19 protein-coding genes are annotated in these 24924 nt (G+C 71.9%); 6 read left to right on the top strand and 13 right to left on the bottom strand.

The window, feature by feature from the left end; all coding sequences use genetic code 11:
• Position 1: 1 nt before the first annotated feature.
• The 5 genes from AB0G16_RS02500 to AB0G16_RS02480 all read right to left on the bottom strand — a co-directional run bounded on the left by AB0G16_RS02500 (position 2) and on the right by AB0G16_RS02480 (position 7518).
• Complete coding sequence (locus AB0G16_RS02500; RefSeq protein ID WP_362797547.1) at positions 2-832, bottom strand: glycosyltransferase family 2 protein; 831 nt, start codon at positions 830-832, stop codon at positions 2-4.
• A gap of 150 nt (positions 833-982) precedes the next feature.
• Positions 983-2041, bottom strand: a complete 1059-nt coding sequence (locus AB0G16_RS02495) for a GNAT family N-acetyltransferase (protein WP_362797545.1) — start codon at positions 2039-2041, stop codon at positions 983-985.
• 590 nt (positions 2042-2631) lie between these two features.
• A complete protein-coding gene (locus AB0G16_RS02490; RefSeq protein WP_362797543.1) occupies positions 2632-4686 on the bottom strand; it encodes a sigma-70 family RNA polymerase sigma factor in 2055 nt (684 codons plus the stop codon).
• A gap of 202 nt (positions 4687-4888) precedes the next feature.
• Positions 4889-6673 carry a substrate-binding and VWA domain-containing protein gene (locus tag AB0G16_RS02485; RefSeq protein WP_362797541.1) on the bottom strand — a complete coding sequence of 595 codons (1785 nt, stop codon included), beginning with the start codon at positions 6671-6673 and terminating at the stop codon, positions 4889-4891.
• Positions 6674-6852: 179 nt separating this feature from the next.
• Entirely contained in the window at positions 6853-7518 is a 666-nt protein-coding gene (locus AB0G16_RS02480; RefSeq protein WP_362797539.1) for a hypothetical protein, read from the bottom strand.
• A 311-nt stretch (positions 7519-7829) separates the two neighbouring features.
• On the opposite strand from AB0G16_RS02480, the gene AB0G16_RS02475 reads away from it, so the two are divergent.
• The 3 genes from AB0G16_RS02475 to AB0G16_RS02465 all read left to right on the top strand — a co-directional run bounded on the left by AB0G16_RS02475 (position 7830) and on the right by AB0G16_RS02465 (position 12421).
• Complete coding sequence (locus tag AB0G16_RS02475; RefSeq protein ID WP_362797538.1) at positions 7830-8603, top strand: DUF4184 family protein; 774 nt, start codon at positions 7830-7832, stop codon at positions 8601-8603.
• A gap of 103 nt (positions 8604-8706) precedes the next feature.
• Positions 8707-9549, top strand: a complete 843-nt coding sequence (locus tag AB0G16_RS02470; protein ID WP_362797722.1) for an RNA methyltransferase — start codon at positions 8707-8709, stop codon at positions 9547-9549.
• 202 nt (positions 9550-9751) lie between these two features.
• Complete coding sequence (locus AB0G16_RS02465) at positions 9752-12421, top strand: tetratricopeptide repeat protein (protein WP_362797536.1); 2670 nt, start codon at positions 9752-9754, stop codon at positions 12419-12421.
• 149 nt (positions 12422-12570) lie between these two features.
• Here the strand turns inward: AB0G16_RS02465 and AB0G16_RS02460 are convergent, their stop codons facing one another.
• From AB0G16_RS02460 to AB0G16_RS02445, 4 genes are all read right to left on the bottom strand, one after another.
• Complete coding sequence (locus AB0G16_RS02460) at positions 12571-13506, bottom strand: serine hydrolase (protein ID WP_362797534.1); 936 nt, start codon at positions 13504-13506, stop codon at positions 12571-12573.
• Between the two features lie 169 nt (positions 13507-13675).
• On the bottom strand, positions 13676-14224 hold the full coding sequence (locus AB0G16_RS02455; RefSeq protein WP_362797532.1) for a VTT domain-containing protein: 549 nt from the start codon (positions 14222-14224) through the stop codon (positions 13676-13678).
• 169 nt (positions 14225-14393) lie between these two features.
• Complete coding sequence (locus AB0G16_RS02450) at positions 14394-14720, bottom strand: transcriptional regulator (RefSeq protein ID WP_362797530.1); 327 nt, start codon at positions 14718-14720, stop codon at positions 14394-14396.
• The gene (locus AB0G16_RS02445) at positions 14717-15220 is read right to left on the bottom strand and encodes a hypothetical protein (protein ID WP_362797528.1); all 504 of its coding nucleotides are present in this window, start codon (positions 15218-15220) and stop codon (positions 14717-14719) included. Before AB0G16_RS02445 ends, AB0G16_RS02450 begins: the two co-directional genes overlap by 4 nt.
• A 242-nt stretch (positions 15221-15462) precedes the next feature.
• Here AB0G16_RS02445 and AB0G16_RS02440 point away from each other — a divergent pair, with 242 nt between their 5' ends.
• Positions 15463-16176 carry a hypothetical protein gene (locus tag AB0G16_RS02440; protein WP_362797525.1) on the top strand — a complete coding sequence of 238 codons (714 nt, stop codon included), beginning with the start codon at positions 15463-15465 and terminating at the stop codon, positions 16174-16176.
• 33 nt (positions 16177-16209) lie between these two features.
• Here the strand turns inward: AB0G16_RS02440 and AB0G16_RS02435 are convergent, their stop codons facing one another.
• From AB0G16_RS02435 to AB0G16_RS02425, 3 genes are read right to left on the bottom strand one after another with little or no spacing between them, the layout of a single operon-like run.
• Positions 16210-19596: a BTAD domain-containing putative transcriptional regulator gene (locus AB0G16_RS02435; protein ID WP_362797523.1), complete on the bottom strand. Its 3387-nt coding sequence runs from the start codon at positions 19594-19596 to the stop codon at positions 16210-16212.
• A 41-nt stretch (positions 19597-19637) separates the two neighbouring features.
• Positions 19638-20699, bottom strand: a complete 1062-nt coding sequence (locus AB0G16_RS02430; protein ID WP_362797521.1) for a lysylphosphatidylglycerol synthase domain-containing protein — start codon at positions 20697-20699, stop codon at positions 19638-19640.
• 54 nt (positions 20700-20753) lie between these two features.
• Positions 20754-21584, bottom strand: a complete 831-nt coding sequence (locus AB0G16_RS02425) for a PIG-L family deacetylase (RefSeq protein WP_362797519.1) — start codon at positions 21582-21584, stop codon at positions 20754-20756.
• Positions 21585-21644: 60 nt separating this feature from the next.
• Here AB0G16_RS02425 and AB0G16_RS02420 point away from each other — a divergent pair, with 60 nt between their 5' ends.
• Entirely contained in the window at positions 21645-22817 is a 1173-nt protein-coding gene (locus AB0G16_RS02420) for a glycosyltransferase family 4 protein (RefSeq protein ID WP_362797517.1), read from the top strand.
• A gap of 189 nt (positions 22818-23006) precedes the next feature.
• On the opposite strand, the gene AB0G16_RS02415 is transcribed toward AB0G16_RS02420, so the two are convergent.
• Entirely contained in the window at positions 23007-23399 is a 393-nt protein-coding gene (locus AB0G16_RS02415) for a hypothetical protein (protein ID WP_362797515.1), read from the bottom strand.
• A 134-nt stretch (positions 23400-23533) separates the two neighbouring features.
• Here AB0G16_RS02415 and AB0G16_RS02410 point away from each other — a divergent pair, with 134 nt between their 5' ends.
• Positions 23534-24874 (top strand): APC family permease, encoded by a 1341-nt coding sequence (locus AB0G16_RS02410; RefSeq protein ID WP_362797513.1) that lies wholly within the window; start codon positions 23534-23536, stop codon positions 24872-24874.
• Positions 24875-24924: the final 50 nt, after the last annotated feature.

Genomic DNA, 24924 nt, shown 5'->3' with positions numbered 1-24924 from the left:
ATTACGCGGCGCCCTGGTCCGCGGCCCTGGTGGCGGCGGCCGGCTCGTGGACGACGGGGGCGGGGCTGCTGCGCCACTCCCGGATGATGGTCTTGAGTACCCGGATGCCGTCGCGCACCGCGTGCAGGTTGCTCTCGCCGTGGATGCGGCAGCGCTCGTGGCTGGGCACCTCGTGCACCTTGAGCCCGGCCTTGAAGGCCCGGATGTTCATGAGGGTCTCGATCTCGAAGCCGTCGCAGTCGAGGTTGAGGACGTCCAGGTGCCGGGCCCAGAACGCGTTGTAGCCGTAGCACAGGTCGCTGTAGCTGGTGCCGTACATCTTGTTGACCAGCGTGGTCAGCGCCTTGTTGCCGAACGTGCGGGTGAAGGTCAGGTCGTCGCTGCCGCCCCCGGCCGCGTACCGCGAGCCCTTGACGAAGTCGGCGCCGGTGACCAGCGCGCCCACGAACTGGATGATCTCGCGGCCGTCGGTGGACCCGTCGGCGTCGATCATCACGATGATGTCGCCGGTGCAGGCGGCGAAACCGGCCGAGAGCGCGTCCCCCTTGCCCTTGCCGGTCTGGTGGACCACGCGGACGTTGGGGCGCAGCTTCCTGGCCACGGCGACGGTGTCGTCCTTGGAGTTGCCGTCCACCAGGACGATCTCGTCGATCCACTGGGGCAGCGTCGCGAAGACGTGCGGAAGGTTCTCCGCCTCGTTCATGGCCGGGACGACGACGCTGACGGTCGGGGAGATCGCCATGTGCGGGGTGATCGGCGTGAAACGCTCGATGGGGGGCACCGCCCTGAGCGGTGGCTTGCCGTTGTAATGCTTGGTGATCTCGGGACTCATGATGACGAGTGTCCTTCGCGGTCGGTCGTCAGAGATGACTGGCGGACGGACCCGTGGCCATAGACGATCGGGACGATCGGGGGAAATGGCGAATGCGGTGAGGGATGCATGCGAGGGTCCTGGCGGGTGTGTGGCGATGACGGAAGCGGCTTAACCCACTCCCCATGGTTCCTTGACGACCGGCGTACCGGATTGGTTCTGCGCGGGGGAGCGCATACGGCCGAAACCCTTCAGCACACGGTCGGCAAGTCTGTACAACTGCGGGCGATCCGTGACGATCGTTCGAGCCTTGTTGACCGGCGTACGGCCGAGCCAGTGGACCGCCGCGGCGGGGGAGGGGCGCGAGACGCGGCCCTCCGCGACGAACAGGTCGCCGCTCTTCAGCCAGCTCTTGTACTCCCGCCCGCCCTTGCCCATGTCGACCTGCCGCAGCCCGGAGGCGGCGGCGTGCTCGGCCATGTGCAGGTGGTGGACGATACCGGGCGAGTACTTGGCGAACTCGGTGTCGTAGGCGGGGAACCAGCCCACCAGGGTGGTCGCCGTCCGCAGCCCGAAGTGCCCGGCGACGGGCCTGTCCCCGGCGTAGACCATGGTCAGGACGCCCGCGAAGCTCTCCGACCTCTCGGCGTGCATCTCGTCGAGAAGCTGGACGATCCACGGCTGGGCGAACCGGTCGACCCGCCCGGTCCTGCGGTACTGGTCGGACTTCCAGTTGGTGAGCGTGCGGAGCGTGCCCGGGTCGGCCGAGTACCACTCGAAACGGATGTCGCCCTGCTCGCGGCCGAGCTTGCGCTCCTTGTAGCGGACGGTCTTGAGATTCTTCGGCGAGTTGGCCTTGACCTGCGCGATGTAGGTCTCGAATCCCACGCTGAGGTCCATGACGGGCGCGGGGCGCACGTCGGACTCGTACGGGGCGAACGTCGGCTGGCCGGGGACCAGGTGGTCGAAGTCGAACACCGAGAGCTTGCAGGCGCGAAGCAGGGTCCGTACGTCGAGCTGGAGGTCCGGCACGGAGATCAGCCCGTGGCAGGTGGTCAGGAAACCGCCGAGGGGCTTGCCGATCCCGAAGTTGTGGCGCTCATAGGGGAAGAACCCCACGGTCTTGCCGCCGTCCTGGATGACCGCGACGCGGACGTAGTCGCGCAGGCGCCCCATGGCGAGGGCGAACTCCACCGAGAGGAAGGGGTTGTCCAGCGAGGGGTCCGCCACCTGCAACTCCCGCCACCGGGAGATCTCTGAGGCTCCGAGGTCTCCCGGGCGAACGACGACGATGTTCACCGTGACCTGACCCCCTGTTCGGTCTGCAAGCTCCCGCTCCCCCGATACAACACGCGTAGTACGTATATGAAGCCACCGAGCACCGCGATCGTCGCGACTCCGGCGCGGGGCGACCATGCGTCAAAGGTAAGCATGGCAGCGGCCAGGAGAACGTTGACCACCAGGCTGGCTGCTGCTCCCACTGATAGTGCCTCAAGAGGGTCACGATCACGCAACAGTCCTACCACCGCGGCGCCCGGAACCACCAACAGGAACAAGGGGGTCAGAACCAGGCGTAAAGGCGTGTCGATGCCCGCTAAGGCGATCACGGCTCCCGTGACGCACGCCAAGGTGAGCGCCCATGTGAGCACCCTGCGGTTGATCGACATCTTCCGGACTCCAGGTTGGTGATGACGTGACTGATCGCGTCTTCATGTGACCAATCACTCAGCGGGCACGTCAATGCCGACGCTCGGCACCAGCCCATGGTTTACCGGATCCCTGGAAGAAGTCTCGGTGTTGGGTAAAAGGAGATGCAGGAATCAGTCCGTTCCCACCTCGGACTCCGTCTCGGCCGACGGGGTCGGCGCCGGATCGGGCTCGGGGTCCTCGGGAGGGTCCGAGGCCTCGGGGGCAGGGATTTCCCACGAGACGGCGCAGGCCGCGTTGCCCCCGGCCGACCTGAACGCCACCCGTCCGGCACCACTCAGGGAGGGGTCACGGGCCGTGACCCAAATCACTGTACCCGTGCCCGCGTCCAGCCGCCCCCGAGCCGGTTGCGCGTTCAGGCCACCGGAGGTGGTGGCCGACCAGGAGACCGCGGCGCCGCGGGCCGTGAGGCGGATCCGCCCGGCGCCCTGACCGATGTCGGCCGGGCAGGAGACGACCAGCTTCCCGGTCACGGGGCGCCGGGCGGGGGTGCGGGTGGGACGGGGCCGCGCCGCCGCCGTGCTCCTGCGGGCCGGTGCCGCCCGCGAGGGGAGGGGGGCCGCGGTCCTGGCGCCGGGGCCCGTGGTGGGGGTCGGCGCGTCCTCGCCCGGCTCCCCGTCCTCCGGCCGCTCCCCGGCGTCCTCCCGTCCGGCCTCCGACGGATCGGGGCCCGGCTCCGGGGCGGGCTCCGTCGTGATCAGGGCGGGCCGCGTACCCGGCGCCCCCGCCGCCTCCGGCGCGGCCGGGGAGACCTTCAGGGTCCCGCCGGCCAGGCCCTGCCCGCCGATCACGACCGCCGCCCCGGTGGCCGCCAGCACGCAGGCCGCGGCGAGCAGCAACGGACCCCTGCGCGGCCTGCGCCTGCGCCGCTGGGCCGGCGCCACCGCGTGCCTGCTCCCCCCTCCCCCCGAGGTCTCCGCTCCCGAGGCGGCCCGCCAGGCGTCCGCGTCCTGAGGGTCCTGCCGGGACCCCGTTCCCGAGGCGGCCCGCCAGGTCTCCGTGCCCTGAGCGGTCTGCCAGGCGTCCGCGTCCAGGGCGGTCTGCCAGGTCTCCGTACTCGGGTCGGCGTGCCAGAACTCCGTCTCCGGCGCGACGGGCCAGGGACGCGCGGCCGGCACCGCGGGGGTCACGGGGACCGCGGGGGTCACGGGGGTCACGGGGGTCACGTGCCGGTGGCTCCCGCCCCCCTCGTCACGGCCCCTTCGGGCGTCCGTGGTCCCGGAGTCCCCGGATCCCCTGGAGCCCCTGGAGCCCGTGGGCTCCCGGGAGGTCGCGGAGTCCTTGCGTCCGCCCCAGCGGCGGCCCCCGGCCCGCCGTGGGGCCGCCACGGGGAAACCGGACCGGTCGAAGTGCTCGCACCCGGCGAGGACGGCGGCGCGCGTGTCGCGCAGCTCCGGGTCCACGCACGTCTCGATGACCCTGCGGCGCAACGAGAGCGGCGGGTAGGCGAGCGGCACCAGGTCCAGCAGCCGTCCCGCCGAGACATGCCGGTCCCTGCGCTCGACGCAGACCTCGCAGCGGCCGATGTGGGCCGAGAGCCGCCGGCGCAGCATCGTGGTGAGCGGCCCCTCCCAGCAGTCCACCATCGCCGACAGGTCGGGGCAGTGCGCCCGGCCGACCTTGGCGAGCACCACGGCGGCCGCGGCGTTCTCCAGATGGTCCCTGGCCCGGCCGAGCCGCGTCGCGACCTGCCGCGAGCTGAGCCCGAGCACCGCGCCGGTCTCGCCGGTGCCGAGGTCGTGACGGAGGGAGAGTTCCAGGACCTCGCGCTCCTGAAGGCTCAGCTCGGCCATGGCCTCGTGCACCAGCGCGGCCAGCTCCCGCTCGCCCGGGTCGTCGTGCGCGTCGGGAGGCGGCCCCGCCGTCGCCGCCTGCCGCCCGTCGCGGGCCCGCTCGCCGGGCGCGCACCGGACGCGTACGAGCGCGTACAGCCAGGCGCGCAGGCGGCCGGGCTCGCGCAGGTGCCCGGTCCTGCCCTGGGCCGTCACCAGCGCGTCGTGCACGGCCTCGGCGGCGGCCTCACGGTCGCCCAGCAGCGAGAAGGCGTAGTCGGCGAGACGTTCGGCATAGGAGTCGTAGAGGCTCGCGGGCGCCGTTGTGTCGGCACGCCGCAGCGCCTCAACGAGGTGTTGATCGTCGGTTCGGCCGACGGTCGGCCATCCGGGCACGGACATTCCTCCCCGCGGGACGGGCTCGTTCCCGGGCGTCACCCCTGCCCGGTCCAGGCCCCACACGCGTAGGACGCCACCTGCCCGCAACCGGTTGACCGGATGGCGGGGAATGATGCCCACCCGGTATGACCTGGGAAAACTGCTAACAAATGGGTCAGATGTGACGGTTGTCGTACCGGATGACCCTGGGGCGCGGGGGTCAGCAGTTGGGCGAGCAGAGCCGGCGCTTCATGCCCTCCAGGAAGAACTTCCTGACCTCCAGGATGTCCTTGGCGATGTACGCGTCACCCGCGGTCGCCTTGGCCAGGGCGTCCATCTGGCGCTTGCCCCTGGGGGCGTCGGGCCCGAAGGCGATGATCAGCACGCTGACCGGCTTCTCCGGGTCGAACTGCTCCTTCAGCCGCTTCAGGATCTGCTGGTTGCCGATCCCGCCGTCGGGATCGTCGTTGCCGGCCCCGTCGGTGAGGATCAGCACCGTGTTGATCTTGTCGCTCTGGTACTCCTTCGTCATCTGCTCATAGGCCGCGGCCAGGGTGTCGTTGAGCCCGGTGTCGCCGGTCGCCCTGGCCCGGGTGTCCACCAGCCTCTGGTTGATCACGTCCCTGCGCAGGCCCCCGTCCAGTTCCTCGGTGAGCGGGCCGACCGGGACCGTCTCGCGGTAGTCCACCCCCCTGCCGTTCAGGTGGGTGGAGAACTCCCAGAGCCCCAGCTCGCTCTTGACCGGGAAGAGCTTCATGCCCTCGACGGCGATCCTCGTGATCGCCTGCATCCGAGTCAGGCCGGTGCCCGGCACCGGCAGGGCCATGGTCCCCGAGACGTCCAGCAGGGTGACCAGCCTGGTGCCCAGCTTGATCCGGGACCACGTCTGGGACATCCTCGCGACGGTCTTGGCGTCGGGCACCGCGATCGCCTTCGGGGCCGCGGCCTGGAAGCCCCCGGAGCCGGTGACGGCCTTGCCGCCCTTGCCGTCGGGGGTGCGGAAGCCGAGCTCCTGGAAGGTCCTGCGGGCCTGCTCGCCGCCCAGCTCCTTCTGGAACGCCTCGGCCGCCTTGCGGACCCCGGCGTCCCCGGTGGTGATCACCACCGGGTAGTCGAGGTCGACGGTCCCCTCCGACGGGTAGAGCGGCACCGCCGGGACCTCGGGCTTCCTGTTCCTGTTGAACGCCCAGACGCCCTGTTCCGAGGCGATGCCCAGCGGGGCCTTGCTGCCCTTGACACCCAGGCTGGACAGCAGCGCGCCCTGGTCGCGGACCGTCGAGGTCGACCCCGACAGGTTCTTGAGCGCGCCGACGAGCCGCTCCTCGCCCGCTCCCGAGGCCGTAGCGACACCGGCGGCGGCCAGCAGCGCGCCGAGCCCGGCCGCGTTGAGCGAGGGGTCCGGCACGAGCACCCGGACCTTGCGGCCGGGACCGTCCACGTTGGCCACGTTGGCGGCGTCGATCATGGCGCCCCAGCTCGCCTTGCCGAAGCTCTTGCGCAGTACGGGCACCACCGAGCCGGAGGCCACCATGACGATCGGGGAGCGGGCGACGGACGCGCCCGCCTCGGGCGCCTCGGGGTTCCTCGCCCGAAGGTTCGTCACCCACAGTCCCGAGTCGGGGATCCACAGGTCCATCGCGGCGGCCTTGCCGCCGGCCCCGCCCAGCGCCGAGGCCACGGCCGACGGGAGCCCCTTGGTCACCGCGACCGTGACGCACCGCCCCTCGATCTCGTGGGCCGCCTTGGTGAACCGCTCGGCGATCCTGGAGACGGCGGGCTGGATGTCGGGGGCGGCGGTGATCCGCAGCGGCAGGGTGTCGTCCGAGCAGCCCCGGTCGCGGTTGATGACAACGAAGGCGGCCACGCCCAGCAGGACCGCCAGGGCCACGGAGCCGGCCAGCGGGACCAGGACCGCGCCGCGTCCTCCGTGACGGCGCCGTGGCTGGGGCTCCTTGTAGGGGGTGTAGCCGTCCTCGAGCTCATCCGTCCGGTGACGTCCGCCCACGATGCCCTCTTAGCTGTCGATGTCATGGAGCCAGAGCGGGGCCACCCTACCGGGAGGTTCTCCGCAATATTCACGGAACTGTACTTGGAACGGTTACTGCGGCAAAACACGCATTTTGCTGCTGCGATCACCTCGTGTGCCGACTCCCGCACCGTGCGTACCGGCCGCGCAGCCCCAGCTCAGTGGCAACAATGGTTCCCGCGCCACGCCCGCCGCCCCTCCCGGGCCGCCACCGCCGCCAGCAGGACCGCCATGGCGGGATCGATCCACCACCACCCGGCGCCGTTGAGCGCGAGCCCGGTGAGCACCCCCGCCGCGAGCGCGGCGCAGAGCAGGTTCTGGGTGCCCTCGCCCGCGGTCGCCGCCGACCCCAGCCGGGCGCCCAGCCGCCGCTTGGCCGTCCCCAGCAGCGGCATGCCGAGCACGCTGGCCGCCGTCACCGCGATCCCCAGCGTGCTCGGCACGGCCCGGTGGCCCGCGTCCAGGTCGTGCGCCACGTGCAGCACCAGATACGGCGCCAGCAGCCAGAAACTGACCGCCACGGCCCTGCGGGCCCGCTCCTCGGCGTGCGCGGAGAGGGTCCTCGTCCCGGTGAAACGCCAGACCACGATCAGGCTGGCCGCCGCCTCGACCAGGGCCGTCGCGCCCCAGCCGATCAGGGCGACCGAGTGCGCGCCCAGTCCCGCGGCGATGCCGAGCACGCTCTCGGCGCCCAGCCACACCAGGGTGGCCAGGGACAGGGCGCGGGCCCTGCGGGCGTCACGCATCCACTCCGCGCCGGGCCTCGCCGGCACGGTCGGAGCCGTCTGCCCGGTCTGTTTGATGTGTTTGGTCTGCTCGGTCACGGTGACCTCCGGTACCGGATCGGGCACCCGGCCGGGGGCGCCGGGTGACAACAGGCGAGCGGGCGGGGACGGGGGGGGCGGATGCGGGCGGACGGCGCGGCGCCGTCCGGCGCCGTCCGGCGCCGGACGGGCGGGGCCACTCCGGACGGCGTCCGATGACGCCGAGTGACCTGTGATCACGTTGGGTAATGTATACGGCGCGTGGTGCCGAGGTGACGGGAAGCGGGAGGCTCCGCCGTGGCGGCGTCATATCCTCGTCAGGCCGCCGCGTCACGGGATCGGAGGCCGCCAGCAGCTTGTCGGGGGGAAGCGTGCCGTTCACGCCCAGTCACGTCGCCGCGGTGCTGCCGCTCATCTCGTCGGAACGGATCCGCCGCCTGCTCGACCCCTGGGCGCTCGCGCTGGGCGCCATGGTGCCCGATCTGCCGATCTTCTTCCCGTTCCTGCCGGACTACATGATCTGGCACTCCATCAGGGGCGTTCTCACCATCGATCCGTTCGCCGTGGTCGTGCTGCTCGCCGTCTTCCACCTGGTGCTCCGCGACCCGCTGACGGCGCTCCTGCCCCCGGGCCTCGCCGGGCGCGCCGCCGCGCTGACACCCGGCATGTACGGGCCGCGCCGGCTGCCCGCCGTGATCGCCGGCGGCATCGTGGGAGCCCTCAGCCACAAGGTCTGGGACTCCTTCACCCACTCCTACAGCGCGGCGCTGTGGGGCTGGACCTGGCTGGACAACCGGATCTGGGACGTGATCTCCGTCTTCCGCCTGCTGCAGTACACCTCCACGGTGGCCGGCCTGGCGCTGGTGGTCTGGTGGGCCTGGCGCGGGCTGGCCGCGATGGAGCCCCGGCCGGTGCCCGAACGGCTGGTCCTGCCCGCCGGGGAGCGGGCGGCCGTCCTGGTCGCCACCGCCGTGTCGATCCTGCTGGGCGCGCTCGCCTGGACGACCGCCTTCCCCTCGGGGACCAGGGCCGAGCTCGTCACGCGGATCGGCGCGGGGGTGGTCGTCGGCTGCTCGGCCATGCTGCTCGTGTACGCGCTGATATGGCAGCTCAGGCGGCTCATGGCAGTATTCGAGGGTGCCTGAGCCCACCGACCTCCCCCACCCGGCCGGCCGCCCGAGCGGCCGTCCGGCCGATCACTCGGCCGATCGCCCTGCCGATCGCCCTGCCGATCGTCAGGCCGACCCTCTGGCGGACTACGCCGGCCTGCGCGACGTCGAGTTGCGCAAGAGCCTGGAGGCCGAGCACGGCCTCTTCATCGCCGAGGGGGAGAAGGTCATCCGCCGCGCGGTCGCGGCGGGCTACCCCGTGCGATCGGTGCTGCTGACCCCACGCTGGGCCGAACCCCTCGCCGACCTGCTGGCCCCCCTCGGTGACCGGGTGCACGTCGTCGACGACGCCACGATGGAGGGCGTCGCCGGCTTCCAGGTCCACCGCGGGGCGCTGGCCGCGATGGAGCGCCTCCCGCTGCCCGAGGTGGGGGAGGTGCTCGCGGGCCTCTCCGGTACCGGCCTTCCCGGCCGGGGAGCGGCGGGAGACGTTCCGGCGCCGCCCGGCCGCATCCTGGTCCTGGAGGACCTCGTCGACCACGGCAACGTCGGCGCCATCTTCCGCTGCGCCGCCGCGCTGGGCGTCCAGGCCGTCGTCCTCTCGCCGCGCTGCGCCGACCCCCTCTACCGGCGCTCGGTGAAGGTCTCCATGGGCGCGGTCTTCGCGATCCCGTACGCCCGGATGACCGACTGGTACGCGGGCCTGGCCGAGCTGCGCGAAGCCGGTTTCCGGACGCTCGCGCTCACCCCCGACCAGGCCGCCACGCCGCTGGACCGGGCCGTGACGGCCGACCGGGTGGCGCTGCTGCTCGGCTCCGAGGGGGACGGGCTGTCCTCACGCTGGCTGCGCGAGGCCGACGAGGCCGTCTGCATCCCGATGAGCCCTGCCGCGATGGGACTCGGGGTCGACTCCCTCAACGTGGTGGCCGCCGCCGCCATCGCCTGTCACGGCCTGATGCGCTCGACGGATCCGTCCCGGTAGAGAAACCAGTCAGATGGTTTCATTGTCAATTGCCGCATAAATGGCTTTTATCCTTTTGCTGTGCTGATGCTCTTGGTTCGGCGACAAGCGCGAGCTTTCCCGAACCACGGTGAGAGGGCGTGAAAAAGGATGGCCGGGGTAAGGGGATTTTCCCGTATCTGTAAAGCCCGGCGGGTAGGGCTCCCTGTCTGGAGTGACCGAAATGAAGCGGTTGCAGGCAATCTGGATAGTTTTGCTCCTTTTGATTCTTGCCGTGGTGGCCGCCACCCCGGCGATCCGCGTCCTGCCCGGGGTGACCCTGCCCACCGGCCTCTCGGTGACCCTGGTGCTCGTCGCCGCGCTCGCCGTGGCCCTGGGGGCCGTTGTGATGGAACGCTACAAACAAGTGGTCGCCCGGCGCCATGAGCTCGACGGGAGGATAGCGGCCGGCTGCCTGGTCGGCCGAGTGAGGAAGTTCGACGACCCGGTGCGGCTGGGAGTGCATCGGTCGATCGAAGTACGTGACAAGGTGACCGGGCCCCCGAAGTACATCCCTCGTGACGTCGACGAAGAGTTGCGCGGACGCCTCCGGCGGGGCGGATTCGTACTGATCGTCGGCGACTCGACCGCCGGGAAGTCACGCACGGCTTACGAGGCGATGCGCAGTGTTCTGGGCGACCACACCCTGGTGGCTCCGGACGAGCTCACCGCCTTGCCGGCCGCGATCGAGGAAGCGGTACGTCGCGACAACTCCGTTCTCTGGTTGTCGGATCTCGAGCGTTATCTGGGAAGCGGCGGCCTGACACGAGAGCGGATCTTCAGGGTGGTCGGAGGGAGTGGGCATCACCGGGTGATTCTCGCGACCATGAGGAGCGCCGAGCAGGCCCGGATCGCGACACGGTACGCGGATCAGTGGGCTCGGCAACTCTCGCACGAGGCATGGGAGGTGTTCGACCAGGCGGATCAGATCACGCTGGCACGGAGGTTCAGCCGGGCCGAGCTGGCACGAGCCCATGATCACGAAGATGACACGAGGATAGCCTCCGCCCTCGCCAACGCCGATCGGTACGGAATAGCCGAGTATCTTGCGGCGGGCCCCGTCCTGAAACAGTCGTACGTGAACGCCTGGGACGTTCACGTGTGTCCTCGAGGTGCCGCCCTGGTGGCCGCGGCGATCGACTGCCGCCGGGCGGGATACCACGGCCCCGTGCCCCGAGCGCTCGTGCAAGAGCTTCACGAGTCGTATCTTCGGGTGCGAGGGGAGTCTCTTCTCCGCCCCGGAACGCTGGAGGACGCATGGGAGTGGGCCACGGAGGTCAGGGAGTCCACAACGGCACTGCTGTCACCGACCCCGGACGGAACGGCCGTCCTGGTGTTCGACTACCTCGTCGATTCCGAACAACTCGGGGGGCGTTCGAACGATCCGGTCCCCGATCCGGTCATCGACGCCATCGAGCGTTTCGCCGATCCGGACCAGTTGGAGTCGGTGGCGGAAACGATCGAGAGGCAAGGGCGTTACCGTCTGGCGGAGCGCCTGCGGCGCCGGCTTCTCCTGACCCGCGATGCCGAGCTCGGTATGGAGCATTCCTCGACACTGATGGCCCGGGTGGGCCTGGCTCGGCTGCTCTGCGCGCTGGGGCGTCCGGCTGAGGCCGAGACCGAACTGGCGGGTTCACTCGAGGTTCTCCGACGCGTGCACGGTGACACGCACAAGTTCACCATCGCCGCCCGTGCCGAGTGGGGACACTTCCTGTTCACCCAGGCTCGACTCGAGGAGGCGGAGGCCGTGCTTCGTTCCGTCATCGAAGCGCGGACGAATCTCCACGGGCACGAGAGCCAGGAGGTGCTCAAAAGCCGAAACGACTTCGCGGGCGTGCTGTGGGAGCACCGGCGCCTGGACGAGGCGGAGACCGAGTACAAGGAGGTCCTGGAGACCAGCCGCAGGGCGCTGGGTGACGAGCATCCGTGCACCCTTCTCAGCGGCCGCAGCCTCGGCAGCGTCTACTGGTCACAAGGTCGGCTGACCGACGCCGAGCGCACCAATCGGCAGCTGCTGGAGGTTCACGAGCGGGTACTGGGTTCGGAGCACCCGGACACGCTGACCCTGCGGAACAACCAGGCGACGGTGCTGTGGCACATGGGCCGCATGCGGGAAGCGGAGACCGAGTTGCGGGCCGTTCTGGACGCCCGTTCCCGGGTGCAGCTGGAACAGCACCCCTACGTTCAGCGCAGCCGGAACAACCTGGCCAAGGTCCTTCGTGATCTGGGGCGCTGTGAGGAGTCCCTGGTGGAGTTCGGCACGCTGGTCCGGATCCGCGAGTCCACCCTGGGGCCAGGGCACCGGGACACCCTCGAAAGCCGTCAGTGCTACGCCTCGATGCTCGCCGCCTCCGGAGATCTCCGGGAGGCCGTGGTCCAGCAGCGAACCGTGGTCGACCTCGGGGAGGCGCGCCCCTCTCGGGCCGACGCCAGATCGCTGGCCGCCAGAACACTGCTCTCGGTGTTGCTGCACGAGGCCGGACATCATGAGGAAGGGGAGGAGGTGAGGCGATCATTGGTTCGGGTCTGGGAGGAGGTGAACGCCGAGGCGGGGCGTGGCGACCGAGGAGTGCTGGGCACGCCCTGGTACCTCGGACATCTGGAGGGAGCGCGGGCGGAGTTGAACATTCTCCGAGATCTGTGGAACGGGAAGGACCTCGATTTTCCGGCCTACGACTTCAGCGTCCGCGGCAATCGGGTGAAGATTCTGCGTGACCTGCACCATCACGCGCAGGCGCTGCGAGAACTCCGGTGGTTGCTGACGTGGAAGACGGAGACGGTGGGCAGGCGGCACCCTGTCACCCTCGGCGGCGTCAGGCTGATGAAACGGCTTGAGGCCGAGATCACCAGGTGAGGTCGTGTCCCGGCACCGCACGTCGAGGACCCGGGATGAATCCTCGGGAGCGCTCCACCCGGTTTCCGGGCCCCGACCTCCGGATCCGGCGATGACGATCATCGGATCCGGGGACGGCACGACCATGGACTCGGAGGCGATCGGCTCGCTTACCTGGCGGTGGATTCCCACGGCTCCGGCGGTGCCGGCTCGCCCGCCCACTCCAGCAGCCGCTTCGCGCTCGAGAAGCGCCGGTCGCCGTTGGTCTCGCCGAGGATGACGCCCACGAGCCGCCGGCCTTCGATGTCGGCGGCGAACGACAGGCAGTACCCGGCGGCTCGCGTGTAGCCGGTCTTGAGACCGATGACACCGGGCGCCTTGCCGAGCAGCTTGTTGGAGTTGATCCAGGTGTGCGCCCGGTGGATCTTCGACTTGTTCACGATGTGCCGTCCGGTGGAGGCGATCGTCCGCAGCACCGGGTCGCGCAGCGCGATGTCGGTCAGCTTCGCCTGGTCCAGCGCGGTCGAGTGCCCCGGAGCGGGCTTCGGCAGGCCGTCGGGGTTGGTGTACAGGGTGTCGGCCAGGCCCATGGAACGGGCCGTGGCGTTCATCCTGGCCACGAACCTCGTGTTGCCCGGACCGTAGACGCGGGCCAGGGCGTGGGAGGCGTCCGCCCCGGAGGGCAGCATCACCGCGTACAGCAGGTCCCTGACGGTCAGGCGCTCTCCCGCGCGCAGCGAGGCGTGCGTCGCGCCGTTCGCCGCCGCGTACCGCACGTCCGCCGCCTGGATCGTGACGACGTCGTCCAGCCGCGCGGTCCTGAGCACCACGTACGTCGTCATGACCTTCGTCAGGCTGGCCACCGGCATCCGCCTGGCGGCCCCCTTGCTCAGGTGGACCGTTCCCGTGGCCGGGTCGTACATATAGGCGGCCCGGCCGGGCACGGCGGGCACGCCGGTGCGCCGTTCCCCGGCCGCCGAGGACGCCGAGGACGCCGAGGACGCCGAGGACGCCGAGGACAGGGCGACGGCCGGAGAGGCGGTGGCCAGGCCGACCACGGTGACCAGTGCGGCGCGGACGATGAACCGAATTCCCCCGTAATGCATGAGGACATGGTGACAGAGGTGGCCCGTCATGGGCGGAAGGTCAACCGGTTCGGCTTAAAAGTTGACATCGGCGTCACAGGAGGCGAACCGGAGAAAAGAGAACCTGGCGGTCCGGACGACGTCCCGCCGCGGTGGCGCGACGGGACGGCTCCGCGGCGGCCCTGTCGCGTCAGGGGACGGTGACCTGATCCGCCTCGGCCTCGCGGCGGGCGGCACGGCGGCGCCGGCGCCGCAACGCGAGCGCGACGATCACCGCGATCACGGCGAGGGCCGCCAGACCGGCCAGCAGCGGCGAGCGCGCGGCCAGCCCCAGCCAGCCCCAGATCACCGAGTACAGGCCGAAGGACGTCACCGGCACCCAGGTCAGGCAGCCGAGCGCGCTGGCCACGACGTACCAGGGATAGGAGATCCTCAGCACCCCGGCGACCCAGGGCAGGGTGTGGCGCAGGCCGGGAACCCAGAAACAGGCGTAGACGGCGAGCGCGCCCCATTTCCTCACCACGTTCTCGACGCGGGTGATGTTCTCCTGGCCGATCTTGAGGCCCAGTCGCGAGGTGTAGAGCCGCGAGCCCAGGACGTGGCCGATCCAGTAGTAGGCCTGGAACGCGCCGAACAGGGCCACGCCGCCGACGATCACCCAGAGCCACAGGGGCATGCCCAGGAACGACGCGGACGTGGGGTCGGGGATGCCCGCCACAACAGGTCGCACTCCGAACATCACCACCAGGGTCGTCTCACCTGCCTGTACCGATATTAGGCCAGGCTTACCTGGAACGGCGGGGCGGAGCCCCTCGAACGCTCGGCCCCCCACGCCGCACCGTCCCCGACGCCACGCCGGTGTGGACGAGGGCCACTCTCGTGGTCCCCCCGGGAGGGCCTTCGCCGGTTCAGCCCGCGACGTCGGGGCTGCCCTCGGCGATCCGGGCGAGCGCGGCCAGGTGGTCCTCCAGGGCGCTTCTCCCCTCGGCCGTGAGCGCCACCCAGGTGAGCCGGCGGGCGTCCGCCCGGACGGGGGAGCTCTCCTTGCGTACCGTGACGAAGCCGGCCTCGGCGAGCACCCTGAGGTTCTTCGACAGGTTCGCGTCGTTCAGTCCGAGGGTGTCCCTGATGAGGGCGAACTCGAGTTCCGACATGCGCCGCAGCAGCCCGCAGATGCGCAGGCGCACCGGCGAGTGGATGACCTCGTTGAACGCGGGGCCGGGCGGGGCGCTCATGCGCGCCCGCCGGCGCCGCGGGCGAGCTCACCTCGGAGGACGTCGTCATAGCGTCGGCCGAACACGACGATCACGCCGAAGGCGAAAGCGGCCGGCAACAGCCCCCACCACGGCGCGGTACCGGTGAGCTTGACGGCCAGGGCGGTGAGCATGGCGAGGACGAGGGCTCCGAACATCGTGTGCGACAGGCGCCTGCCGCGGGGACCCGCCGGCTGGGTGATGGAGATCCCGTAGAGCCGGTTGTAGGTGGCGGTGAGCAGGGGGATCGCGACGATGCCGAGGGCCATGACGATGAAGGACGCCGCCCCCGGCAGTGCCTGGGCGCCGGTGAGCACCGCCACGATCAGACCGAGGACGGGGTGGTACCACCATGGCGTGACCACCCGCTCGGCGAGTTTTGCGCCGTCAAGGCCGAGACGGTCCAGGGCGTCGCGTGCCTGGGACGAGGTGAGGGGACCCTCGTGGCCGTCGGGCCTGGCCCGGCCGAAGTCGTTTTCCATGTCGGCAAGTCTATCTTTGACTTACGCATTTGGAAAGTCACATCCGCGGGTGCGGGCGGTGGCCGGCGATCCGGCGATCCGGCGGCCCCCAGGGTTCGCCGGCGCGTCGATGGATCGGTACGCCCCGGGCGGACCTGGGCGAGGGTGGGCGGCCCCCGGACGTTCACCCGCTGCAAGCGGACGTCAACTCCCGGGCAAGGGCGGGGGCGTACACCTGGTGGTAGCGAAGAAAGGTGTGCGTGATGAGGCCGCGTGGCAGTGTGGTTCCGGTACTGGCCGGTGGGGTCGGGGGCGTCGTCAAGCTGCTCGTCGCGACCCTCGCCTTCGCCGGGGTCTACCTGGGTGTCTGGGGCACGCCCGGGGCCCAGGCCCCGGTGCGGGTCTCGGCCGACGAGACGGTCCAGGGGCCGGTACGCCTCGTGGTGCTCTCCTCGCGGTCGGCGCCGGTCGGTCCGGGCGGAGCCGTGAAGGCCCGGGACACGGGATCCCGTGCCGCGAGGACCCGGCACGCGAGGACCCGGCCCGCGAGGACCCAGGACACGAGAACGCGGCACGCGGGGACGCAGGCCACGAAGGCCCGGACCGCGGGGACCCGGACCGTCCGGGACGGGACGGCCGCCGGCCCGGCCACCGTGGGACGGGCGCCCGCGACGGGCGAGATCGCCGTCGGCGAGGGCGGCGCGCTCGGCCCGTGCGACAGCCCGTACCTGGCCCGGGCGGTCATCGGCAACGACGACCCGCGGGCCACCGTCTCCTACGCCTGGCGCCTGGAGCGGTGGAGTTCGGCCACCCACCGCTGGCACACCTACCTGAACGCCGGGGGCGGGTTCACCGGTGAGGGGCAGGCCGTCGAGTGGCGCCCCAGGATCGTCGGCAACCCCGGCCGGTACCGCGTCGTCCTCTCGGTCCAGGGCGAGTCCCCGCTGCGCAGCGAGAGGTTCCTCGTCACCTGCTGAGTCATCCGCCGAGGAGCGCCGTCGTCGGGGGGCTCAGCCGCCCAGGGAGCGCTGCGCCGCCTCCACCCAGCGGCTCACACCGACCCGCTGGGCCACCGCCAGGGCGTTCTCGTAGTGCGGCCGTACCGCGTCGGTGAAGCCCAGCCGCAGCGCCAGGTCGCCCAGCGTCAGCGCCACCGGCCAGAGCGCCACCACGCCGGTGCCGGCACCCGCGATCCGGTCGGCGAACGGCTTCAGCGTGTCGTACGCCTCGACCATCCGCTCCCGGTCGTCCAGCAGCATCCCGGCCAGGGCCCGCCAGACCATCGCCAGCTCGTAGAGGAAGTCCGGCCGGACGGGCGTCTTCACCGCGATCACGGCCCTGGCGTCGCGGTGGTGGCCCGCCGAGGCGAGCGCCACCGCGTAGGCGTCGAGCGTCCACTTGGCCCCGCGCTGGTGCGCCTCGGCCAGCGGCTCGACCATCTCGGCCGCCCGCCCGTTGACCAGGTGCAGGCAGAAGGTGGTGATCAGCGGAAGGTCCTGGCGGCCCTCCAGCATCCCGGCCTTGGCGGTCAGCCGGGCGGCGTCGCGGTAGGCGCGCGTCGCCCCGGCGAAGTCACCGGCGATCATCAGCCGCTGCCCGGCGTACCAGGCGACCACGGCGGCGGGCGCGGACAGGCCGTACTGCCTGGCGAGCCGGTCGGCGGTGGCGACGTGCGCGTCGGCCTCGGCGAACGCGCCCGAGGCGGCGGCGCACTCCATCAGCACCAGGTGCGCCAGGGCCTGCACCGACACCTGCCCGCTGGCACGGCCGACCTCCAGCAGCTCCCTGCCGATGACCTCGCGCTCGCCCACCGGCGTGATCGCGTACGACTGGCGCAGCCGGCCGCTCAGCGCGGTCGCCAGCAGCGCCGGGTCACCCGACCGGCGGGCCAGCTCCTCGGCCTCCAGCGAGGCCTGCTCGCCCCGCGGGGTGGCCGAGCCCTCCAGCTCCAGGGCGAGCGTGGCCAGCAGGCTCGCCCGCAGCGACTGCTCGCCCGCGGGCAGCTCGACCAGCGCCTGCTCGGCGACGTCGACGATCTCCCAGGCGGTACGGGTGAAGTCGCGGGCCATGCCCTTGTGCGGCACGGCCAGCGAGGCGGCCACCCGGGCGGTGAGTTCGAGGTTGCCCAGCGGCAGCGCCGCGTCCATCGCCTCGCGCCGCCGCCTGCGGGCCGCGGCCATGTCGCCGCAGAGCGCCAGCGCCTTGATCAGCCGCAGGGTCAGCAGCAGCCGGTCCCGGGTGCTGTCGGGCGTCCGGGTGATGCCCGACCGGTCGAAGGCGGCGATGGCCTGCTCCCACAGGGCGGCGGCCTCGCGGTGGGCGAAGCGGCGCTCGGCCTGCTCGGCGGCGAGCCCGGCGTAGTTCACCGTCTTGATGGCGGTCTCGCTGGTGCCGGCCGAGGCGTAGTGGTGGGCCAGCGCGGCCACGTCGCCGGGGTTCCTGCGCTCGATCACCGCGGCCACCGCGGCGTGCAGCCGGGAGCGGCGCAGCCGGGAGGCGTCGGAGTACAGGGTGTCGCGCACCAGGTCGTGGTCGAAGCGGAGCATGCCCGGGCCCGGCTCGGTCACCAGGCCGGCCAGGAGCGCCGCCTCCACCGCGTCGACCACGGCCTCCTCGTCGCCGGCCACGTCGACCAGCACGTCCACGTCCACGTCGCGGCCGATCACCGCGGCCTGCAGCAGGATCTGCTGGGCGGCCTGCGGCAGGCGGGAGATCCGCCGCCGCAGCACGTCACGGACACCCGAGGGCACGCCGGAGATCACCTCGGCGGCCGTGGCGCGGTCGCTGACCGCCTCGGCGTCGAGCAGGCGGACCGTCTCGCGCACGAAGAACGGGTTGCCGCCGGTGCGCTCGACGATGCTGTTCACCGCGTCCTCGTCGACCTCGCGCACGCAGGTGGCCCGCACCAGCTCGGCCACCGCCTTGGTGTCCAGGCCGGTCAGGCCGACCCGGATCGGGCCGAGCCTGGCCAGCGCGGCCAGCACGTCGGCCTGCTGGTCGCTCAGCTCGCTGTCGCGGCACGTCACCACCAGCAGCACCCGGCTGGTGGCCAGCAGGCTGGGCAGCGCGCGCAGCAGCGCCAGCGTCTGGTCGTCGGCCCAGTGCAGGTCCTCCAGGGTCAGCAGGATCGGCGTCTCCTTGGCGACCGCGGCGAGGTAGCCGCCCACCGCCCGGTGCAGGCGGAAACCGCCGGACGCCTGGTCGTCGTCGGGCTCGGGGGCCGCGTCGTCCAGGAGCGGGGCCAGCAGCGAGGCGTACTCGCCGGGACCGGCCGCGTTCACCAGGGTGCGCAGGATCTCCACCCAGGCCCAGCCGGGCGGGGTGGCGCTGCTGTCGGGGCAGGCGCCCGAGGAGATGCCCCAGCCGTCCTGCGACAGCACCCTGATGAGCTGGCGCACCAGGGTGGTCTTGCCCGCCCCGGCGTCGCCGCTGATGATCGCGACGGTGAAGCGCCCGGTCCTGGCGGCGGCCGTGGTGAGCCTGCTCAGCTCGGCGTCGCGGCCGACGAACGGCTCGGGCTCCAGCGGCGGGAGCTCCACCTGGGCGACCGTGGGCCTGGGCGGCCAGGTGTCGGCGGACACCGGCTGCGCGCGCTGCCTGGCCTGCGGCGTCACGGCGAGCTGCAGGCCCGGATCCTGGGACAGGATGTCGGACTCCAGCTTGCGCAGCGCCGGGCCGGGGTCGATGCCCAGCTCGTCGGAGAGGATCGTGCGCGCCCTGCGCAGCGCGGCCAGCGCGTCGCCCTGCCGCCCGCACCGGTACAGGCCGAGGGCGAGCAGCCGCCAGCCCTCCTCGCGGAGCGGGTGCTCGGTGGTCAGCGCCTCCACGTCGGGCACCGACTCGGCGGGCAGGCCCATCCGCAGGCCGCTGTCGGCGTGCCGCTCGCGCGCCACCAGGCGCAGCTCGGCGAGCCGGTTGACCTCGGCCTCGGCCCACGGCTGGTCGGCGAAGTCGGAGTAGGGGGTGCCGCGCCACAGGCCCAGGGCCTTCTCCAGGCGGGCCCGCGCCAGGGCCGGCTCGTCGGCCTCGAGCTGCTCACCGGCGTTGCGGACCAGCGTCTCGAAGCGCAGCGCGTCGACCTGGTCGGGGGCGGCGCGCAGCGCGTACCCCGAGGCGACCGTCACCAGCAGCCGGTTGGGGCCCCCGCGCGGGCGGCCGGGCTCCAGCACCCGCCGCAGCCGGGAGATGTAGACCTGCAGGCCCGACTGCGCGCCCTTGGCCGCGTCGTCGTCCCAGAGGTCGTACAGCAGGGAGTCGACGGGCACGACCTGCCCGCGCGCCACGAGCAGGCGGGCCAGGACCGCACGCTGACGCAGCCCGCCCAGGTCGAGCTCGTCGTCGCCGGAGTACGCCTCGACCGGGCCGAGAACTCGGAACGCCACCATGTCAGCCGTCACGCTATGCGGGCCTTCGGATCGCGCACAAGGTATTTCCCAATCTAGCGGCTGATCGACTCCTTTTCAGGGGCCGGTGCGGCGTTCTCACGCCGGCGCAGGAACGTCCACGCGCCGAGCGCCAGCCCGCCGAAGGGGATTTCGACAGTGTAGGTCCAGAAGCCGAAGAGCAGTGCGGCGGCGGTGGCCGAGTCCAGTGGAGCACCGAAGAAGACCAGGGCGCCGATGGTTCCGGCCTCCATTATCCCCGTACCGCTCGGGGTCACCAAAGCCGTGGTGAGGACCCGGGAGAGGGCGAACGCGGCGATGGACTGGGCCAGGCCCGGGTAGGCGCCGGTGGCGTGCAGGCAGACGACCAGGATCAGCCACTGGAACCCCAGGAAGAACGCCATCCCCAGGGTCAGCCCGGCCCAGCGGCGCCGTACGACCTCGGAGGTGTCGGCCCGCAGCCTGCCCAGCGCCTCGGAGGCGCCGTGCGCGCCGGGCCGGATCCGGCGCGGCAGCAGCCGGGCCCCCGCGTCCAGGCCGCGGCCGAGGAGCGCCGCGGCGCGGTCCCAGTAGAGCGCGGCGGCCACCACCGCGACCAGGACGAGGATGGAGAGCGCGCCCGCCCAGCCCGCGCGGGTCACCGTGGGGCTGAGCGCCTGCCCGCTGAGGAGCAGGGCCACGATGCCCGCCGCGGGCAGCAGGAAGCGGAACAGGGTGTTCCAGATGCCGGTGGTCAGGGTGGAGACCACCACCGCCCTGGCCGGGAAGCCCCACCCCTTGGTCATCGCGAACGTCACCGCGACCCCGGCCGCGCCGCCGAAGGGCAGCAGGTTGCTCACCGCGCTGCCGCCGGCGTTCAGCGTCAGCGCCTGCAGATGGTTCAGGCCGGGGAGCGAGGCGGTCAGCACGAACGTGTAGGACAGCAGGCTGAGCAGCCAGACGGCGGCCATCAGCGCGATCTCCCCGGGACCCAGCGCGGCGAACTGCGCGCCGATCTGCGGCCAGGAGACCTGCTTGCCGGTGAGGGCGCCCACCACCTGGGGCATGAAGACCACGAGCGTGACGGCCAGCGCCAGCGACGCGACCGACAGCCCGACCTGCACCCACCTGTTCTTCATCTGCCACACCCGCTCGTCATGGGACAACCCCGACCAAGTCTGCCGGTCCCGCCCTCATCCTTTCGGAGGAGCTTCGAAGGGGTGCCTCAGCCTGGAGCCCAGGGGGGCGTCCCGGCGGACGTACCACTCGGTGCCGAAGATCAGGCGGTACAGCGGCCGGGGGATCTTGAGCATGACCCCGAGCGTGCGGGTGTCGGCCCCGGTGGCCTGGGAGGCGTGGGCGGCCATGCTCGCCCGCTTCTGGCGGGCGAAGCGCCGCACGCCCACCCGGTGGGTGATCACCTCGCCGGGGGAGTAGGCCCGCTCGAAGGCCCGGATGTCGAGCTGGGGGTAGAACCTGCGGACCAGCCTCAGCCCCCGCAGCAGGGGGTCGCGGTTGACCGTGGCCTCCAGCACGATCGGGGTGCCGGCGATCTCGGCCGCCCGGCCGCCGACCCGGTTCACCTGGACGTGGTCGGGGTGGCCGTAGCCGCCCGCCGGGTCGTAGGTGGTCAGCAGGTCGGCCTCCTCCTCGGCGAGGACGGCGGCCAGCCGTCCGGCGGCCTCCTCGACGTCGGCGTCGATGAAGGCGCCGTCGGGACGGTCGTCGGCGAGGCCGCCGTCGGGCGACAGCCCGGAGTCGGCGTAGCCCAGGTTCACCACCCGGGCGCAGCCGAGCGCCGCCGCGGAGGCGTACAGCTCGGCCATCCGGGTGGCGCCGAGGGCCTCGCCGGGCTCGACGTCGGCCTGGCCCCGCTCTCCCGAGGTCGCCACGACGAGCACCACCCGGTGCCCCTCCGCGGCGAGCATCGCCATGGTGCCCGCGGTCAGCAGGGCCTCGTCGTCGGGGTGGGCATGGAAGAACACTGCTGTCCTGGCGTTGCTGATCGGGTTCACTCCGTTCACGGCTCGCACGTGCCCCGGTGGGCACGCAGGCATGATCTCATGCGGGTCTACGCTGGCACGGTGAGGATCCTCCATGTCAGTGACTGTTACCTGCCGCGCCTGGGCGGGATCGAGGTGCAGGTCGCCGATCTGATCCGGATGCAGCGGCAGGCCGGTCACCGGGTCGAGGTGGCCACGGCCACCCCGGGTGAACCCCTGCCCGGAGTGCACAGGATCGTCGCGCGTCTCCCCTTCGACCTGCCGGTCCACCCCCTGGGGACGGGGTACCTGCTCCGCCTGATGAGGGTGCGCCGCCCCGACGTGGTCCACGTGCACGCCGGCGCGGTCTCGCCGTTCGCCTGGATGGGTGTACGGGCGGCGACGCGGGCCGGGCTGCCCGTGGTCGTGACCGTGCACAGCATGTGGGACCCGGTGACCCGGGCCGTGTACCGGGGGCTGCGGCTGCTGTCGGGCTGGCACCGCTGGGGACTGGTGGGCACCGCGGTGAGCGAGGCGGCGGCGCTGCCGATCCGCGCGGTGGCCGGTCCGGGCGTGCCGGTGCACGTGGTCTCCAACGGCCTGGACGTCTCGGGCTGGCGCTCCGCCGGGCCCGGGGTGCGGGAGCTTCCCGGGCGGGAGGTGCCCGAGGGCGAGGCGCCCGAGGTGGGAGGGGCGCCCGAGCCGGGGAGGACGCCCTCGCCGGTGCACGTCGTGGCGGTGGGACGGCTGGCGCCCCGCAAGCAGCCGCTCCGGTTGCTGCGGCTGCTGAGGGAGGCCCGCGCGCGGGTCCCGGCCGGGACGCCGATGCGCGCCACCGTCGTCGGCGACGGCCCGGCCAGGTCGCGGATGGAGCGTTACCTGAACGCCCACGGGATGACCGGCTGGGTCTCGCTCCCGGGCCGCTACAGCCGCGAGCGGATCCGCGAGCTGCTCGCCTCGACGGACGTGTTCGTCGCGCCCGCGCCGCGCGAGTCCTTCGGGCTGGCCGCGCTGGAGGCCAGGGCCGCGGGGGTGCCGGTGGTGGCCCGCGCGCAGAGCGGGGTGGCCGACTTCGTGCGGCCCGGCAAGGAGGGGCTGCTCGGGCGGAGCTTCGACGAGCTGGTCACGTCGGTGGCCCGGCTGGTCCGGGACCGTGAGCTGCGCGAGTCGATCGCGGCGCACAACCGGGAGACCGAGCCGGTCCGCAGCTCGTGGCCGGCCGTGCTGGAGGGGTTCGAGCGCTGCTACGACCAGGCCCGCTCCCGGAGGGACTGACGGGCCGGGACGCGAGGCGGGGAGACGCGAAGGACCCCCGCCGTGCGGTGGCGGGGGTCCTTCGGGGAGATCCGGTACGGCCGCCGCCCCGCACCGCCCCCCGCGGGCGGAGCGGCGACCGTACCTCGCCGTCCCGGCCCGGCCGGGCGCCTCCCTCGAAGGAAGGCGCGGGCGCGGGCGGGAGGGCCGTCAGGAGCAGGCGGCGTTGAGCTTGGTGCTGGCCTCCTGGATCTTCGACACCAGCGGCCCGGTGGCGGCGGCCGTGGCGGCCGGGTCCTTCTCGTCGATCTTGACCGCCGCGAACGAGGCCGCCATGTCGTTCAGGGCGGTTGCCACGTCGCCGTCGGCGCCGGCCGCCAGTGCCTTGAGGTCGGTGCCGAGCTTGGTGGTCGCGGCGTTGATCTTCGCCGTGTCGCCCGCGGCACCGGTGAGCGTGGTGTTGAAGTCGGTGAAGGGCTTCGACCAGGCGGCGCCGTTGCAGACCTCGTCGTTGGCGGAGCTGCCACAGGCGGCGGTCAGTGAGACGAGGGCGGCTCCCGCGACGGCGACGGCGATACGGCGGGAGGAAAGTGCGCGGAACAATTTGTACCCTTCATTGCAGTTCGTGATGATCAGAACTATATGAGGGTGTCCTTGCGCGCCACTTTCACCTTGCTTACAGAAGTGACTCCCGTGACGTGACGTGATTCCACCCGGCCGCTGGGTAAGAGACGTCCATGGCTGAGGCGATCGTCGGTCCGGGCTCCGGTCAGCACTCGCTCAAGCGGGTCATCGGCCGGAAGGTACTGCTGCTCTTCGTGGTGGGGGACATCCTCGGCGCGGGCATCTACGCCCTGGTGGGCAAGGTCGCCGGTAACGTCGGCGGGGCGCTCTGGGTGCCGTTCCTGGTGGCCTTCGTGCTGGCGGCCCTGACGGCGACGGCCTACGCCGAGCTCGTCGGGAAGTACCCCCAGGCCGCCGGTGCGGCGCTCTACGCCAACAAGGCGTTCAACATCCCGTTCGTCACCTTCATCGTGGCGTTCGCGGTGCTGATGAGCGGGATCACCTCGGCGAGCGCCGCGGCCAGGGCGTTCGGCGGCGACTACCTCGCGGAGTTCGTCTCGATCCCGGTCGTCGTGGGCGCGTTCATCTTCCTCGGCCTGATCACGCTGGTGAACCTCGCGGGCGTCTCCCAGTCCGTCAAGGTCAACGCGGTGCTGACGATCATCGAGGTCTTCGGGCTGCTGGTGATCATCGCGATCGGGATCTACGCCCTGATCGCCGGTGACGGCGAGCCCTCCCGGGCCCTGGAGTTCCACCCGGCCAACGGCGCCTTCCTCGGCGTCCTGGGCGGCACGGCCCTGGCCTTCTACGCGCTGCTCGGCTTCGAGGACTCGGTCAACATGGCGGAGGAGGCCAAGGAGCCGCAGCGCGACTTCCCGCGCGCGCTCTTCGGCGGCCTGGCCGTCGCGGGGGTCATCTACCTGGCGGTCGCGTTCACCGCCACCATGCTGGTCGACACCAAGACGCTGGTGGACTCCTCCGGCCCGCTGCTGGAGGTCGTCAAGGTGGCCGGGCTGGCGTTCCCGCCCAAGCTGTTCGCCCTGATCGCGCTGCTCGCGGTGGGCAACACCGCACTGATCAACATGCTGATGGCCTCGCGCCTCGTCTACGGCATGGCGCGCGAGGGGATCGTGCCGCGGGTCTTCGCGAAGGTCCACGCGACGAGGTCGACCCCGTGGGTCTCCACCGTCTTCACGGTGGGCGTCGCCGCGGTGCTGGTCGCCACCGGGGACGTGAAGAACCTCGCGGACACCACGGTGCTCCTGCTGCTCTGCGTCTTCGCGATGGTGAACGTGGCCGTGCTCGTCCTCCGCAAGGACCGGGTGGACCACGATCACTTCCGGGCGCCGAGCTGGATGCCGATCCTGGGGGCGTTGGTCTGTCTCGTGCTGGTCCTGCCCATCACCGGCAGGGCGGCGGACGTCTACGTCCGCGCGGGGGTCCTGCTGGCGATCGGGGCGCTTCTGTGGTTCGTCAACCGGTTGTTCGTGTCAGAACGGAAGGGCGCGTCCTGAGGGGGTGCGCAGATCGAGGGGCACGGGCTCGCGGGGCGGGCGGGGCTTGG

Origin of the sequence: Streptosporangium sp. NPDC023615 (assembly GCF_040640155.1) — a bacterium.
Lineage (GTDB): Bacteria > Actinomycetota > Actinomycetes > Streptosporangiales > Streptosporangiaceae > Streptosporangium.
Note: the sequence above shows the minus strand (reverse complement) of the source record. Positions and strands in the feature narration are given on the sequence as shown.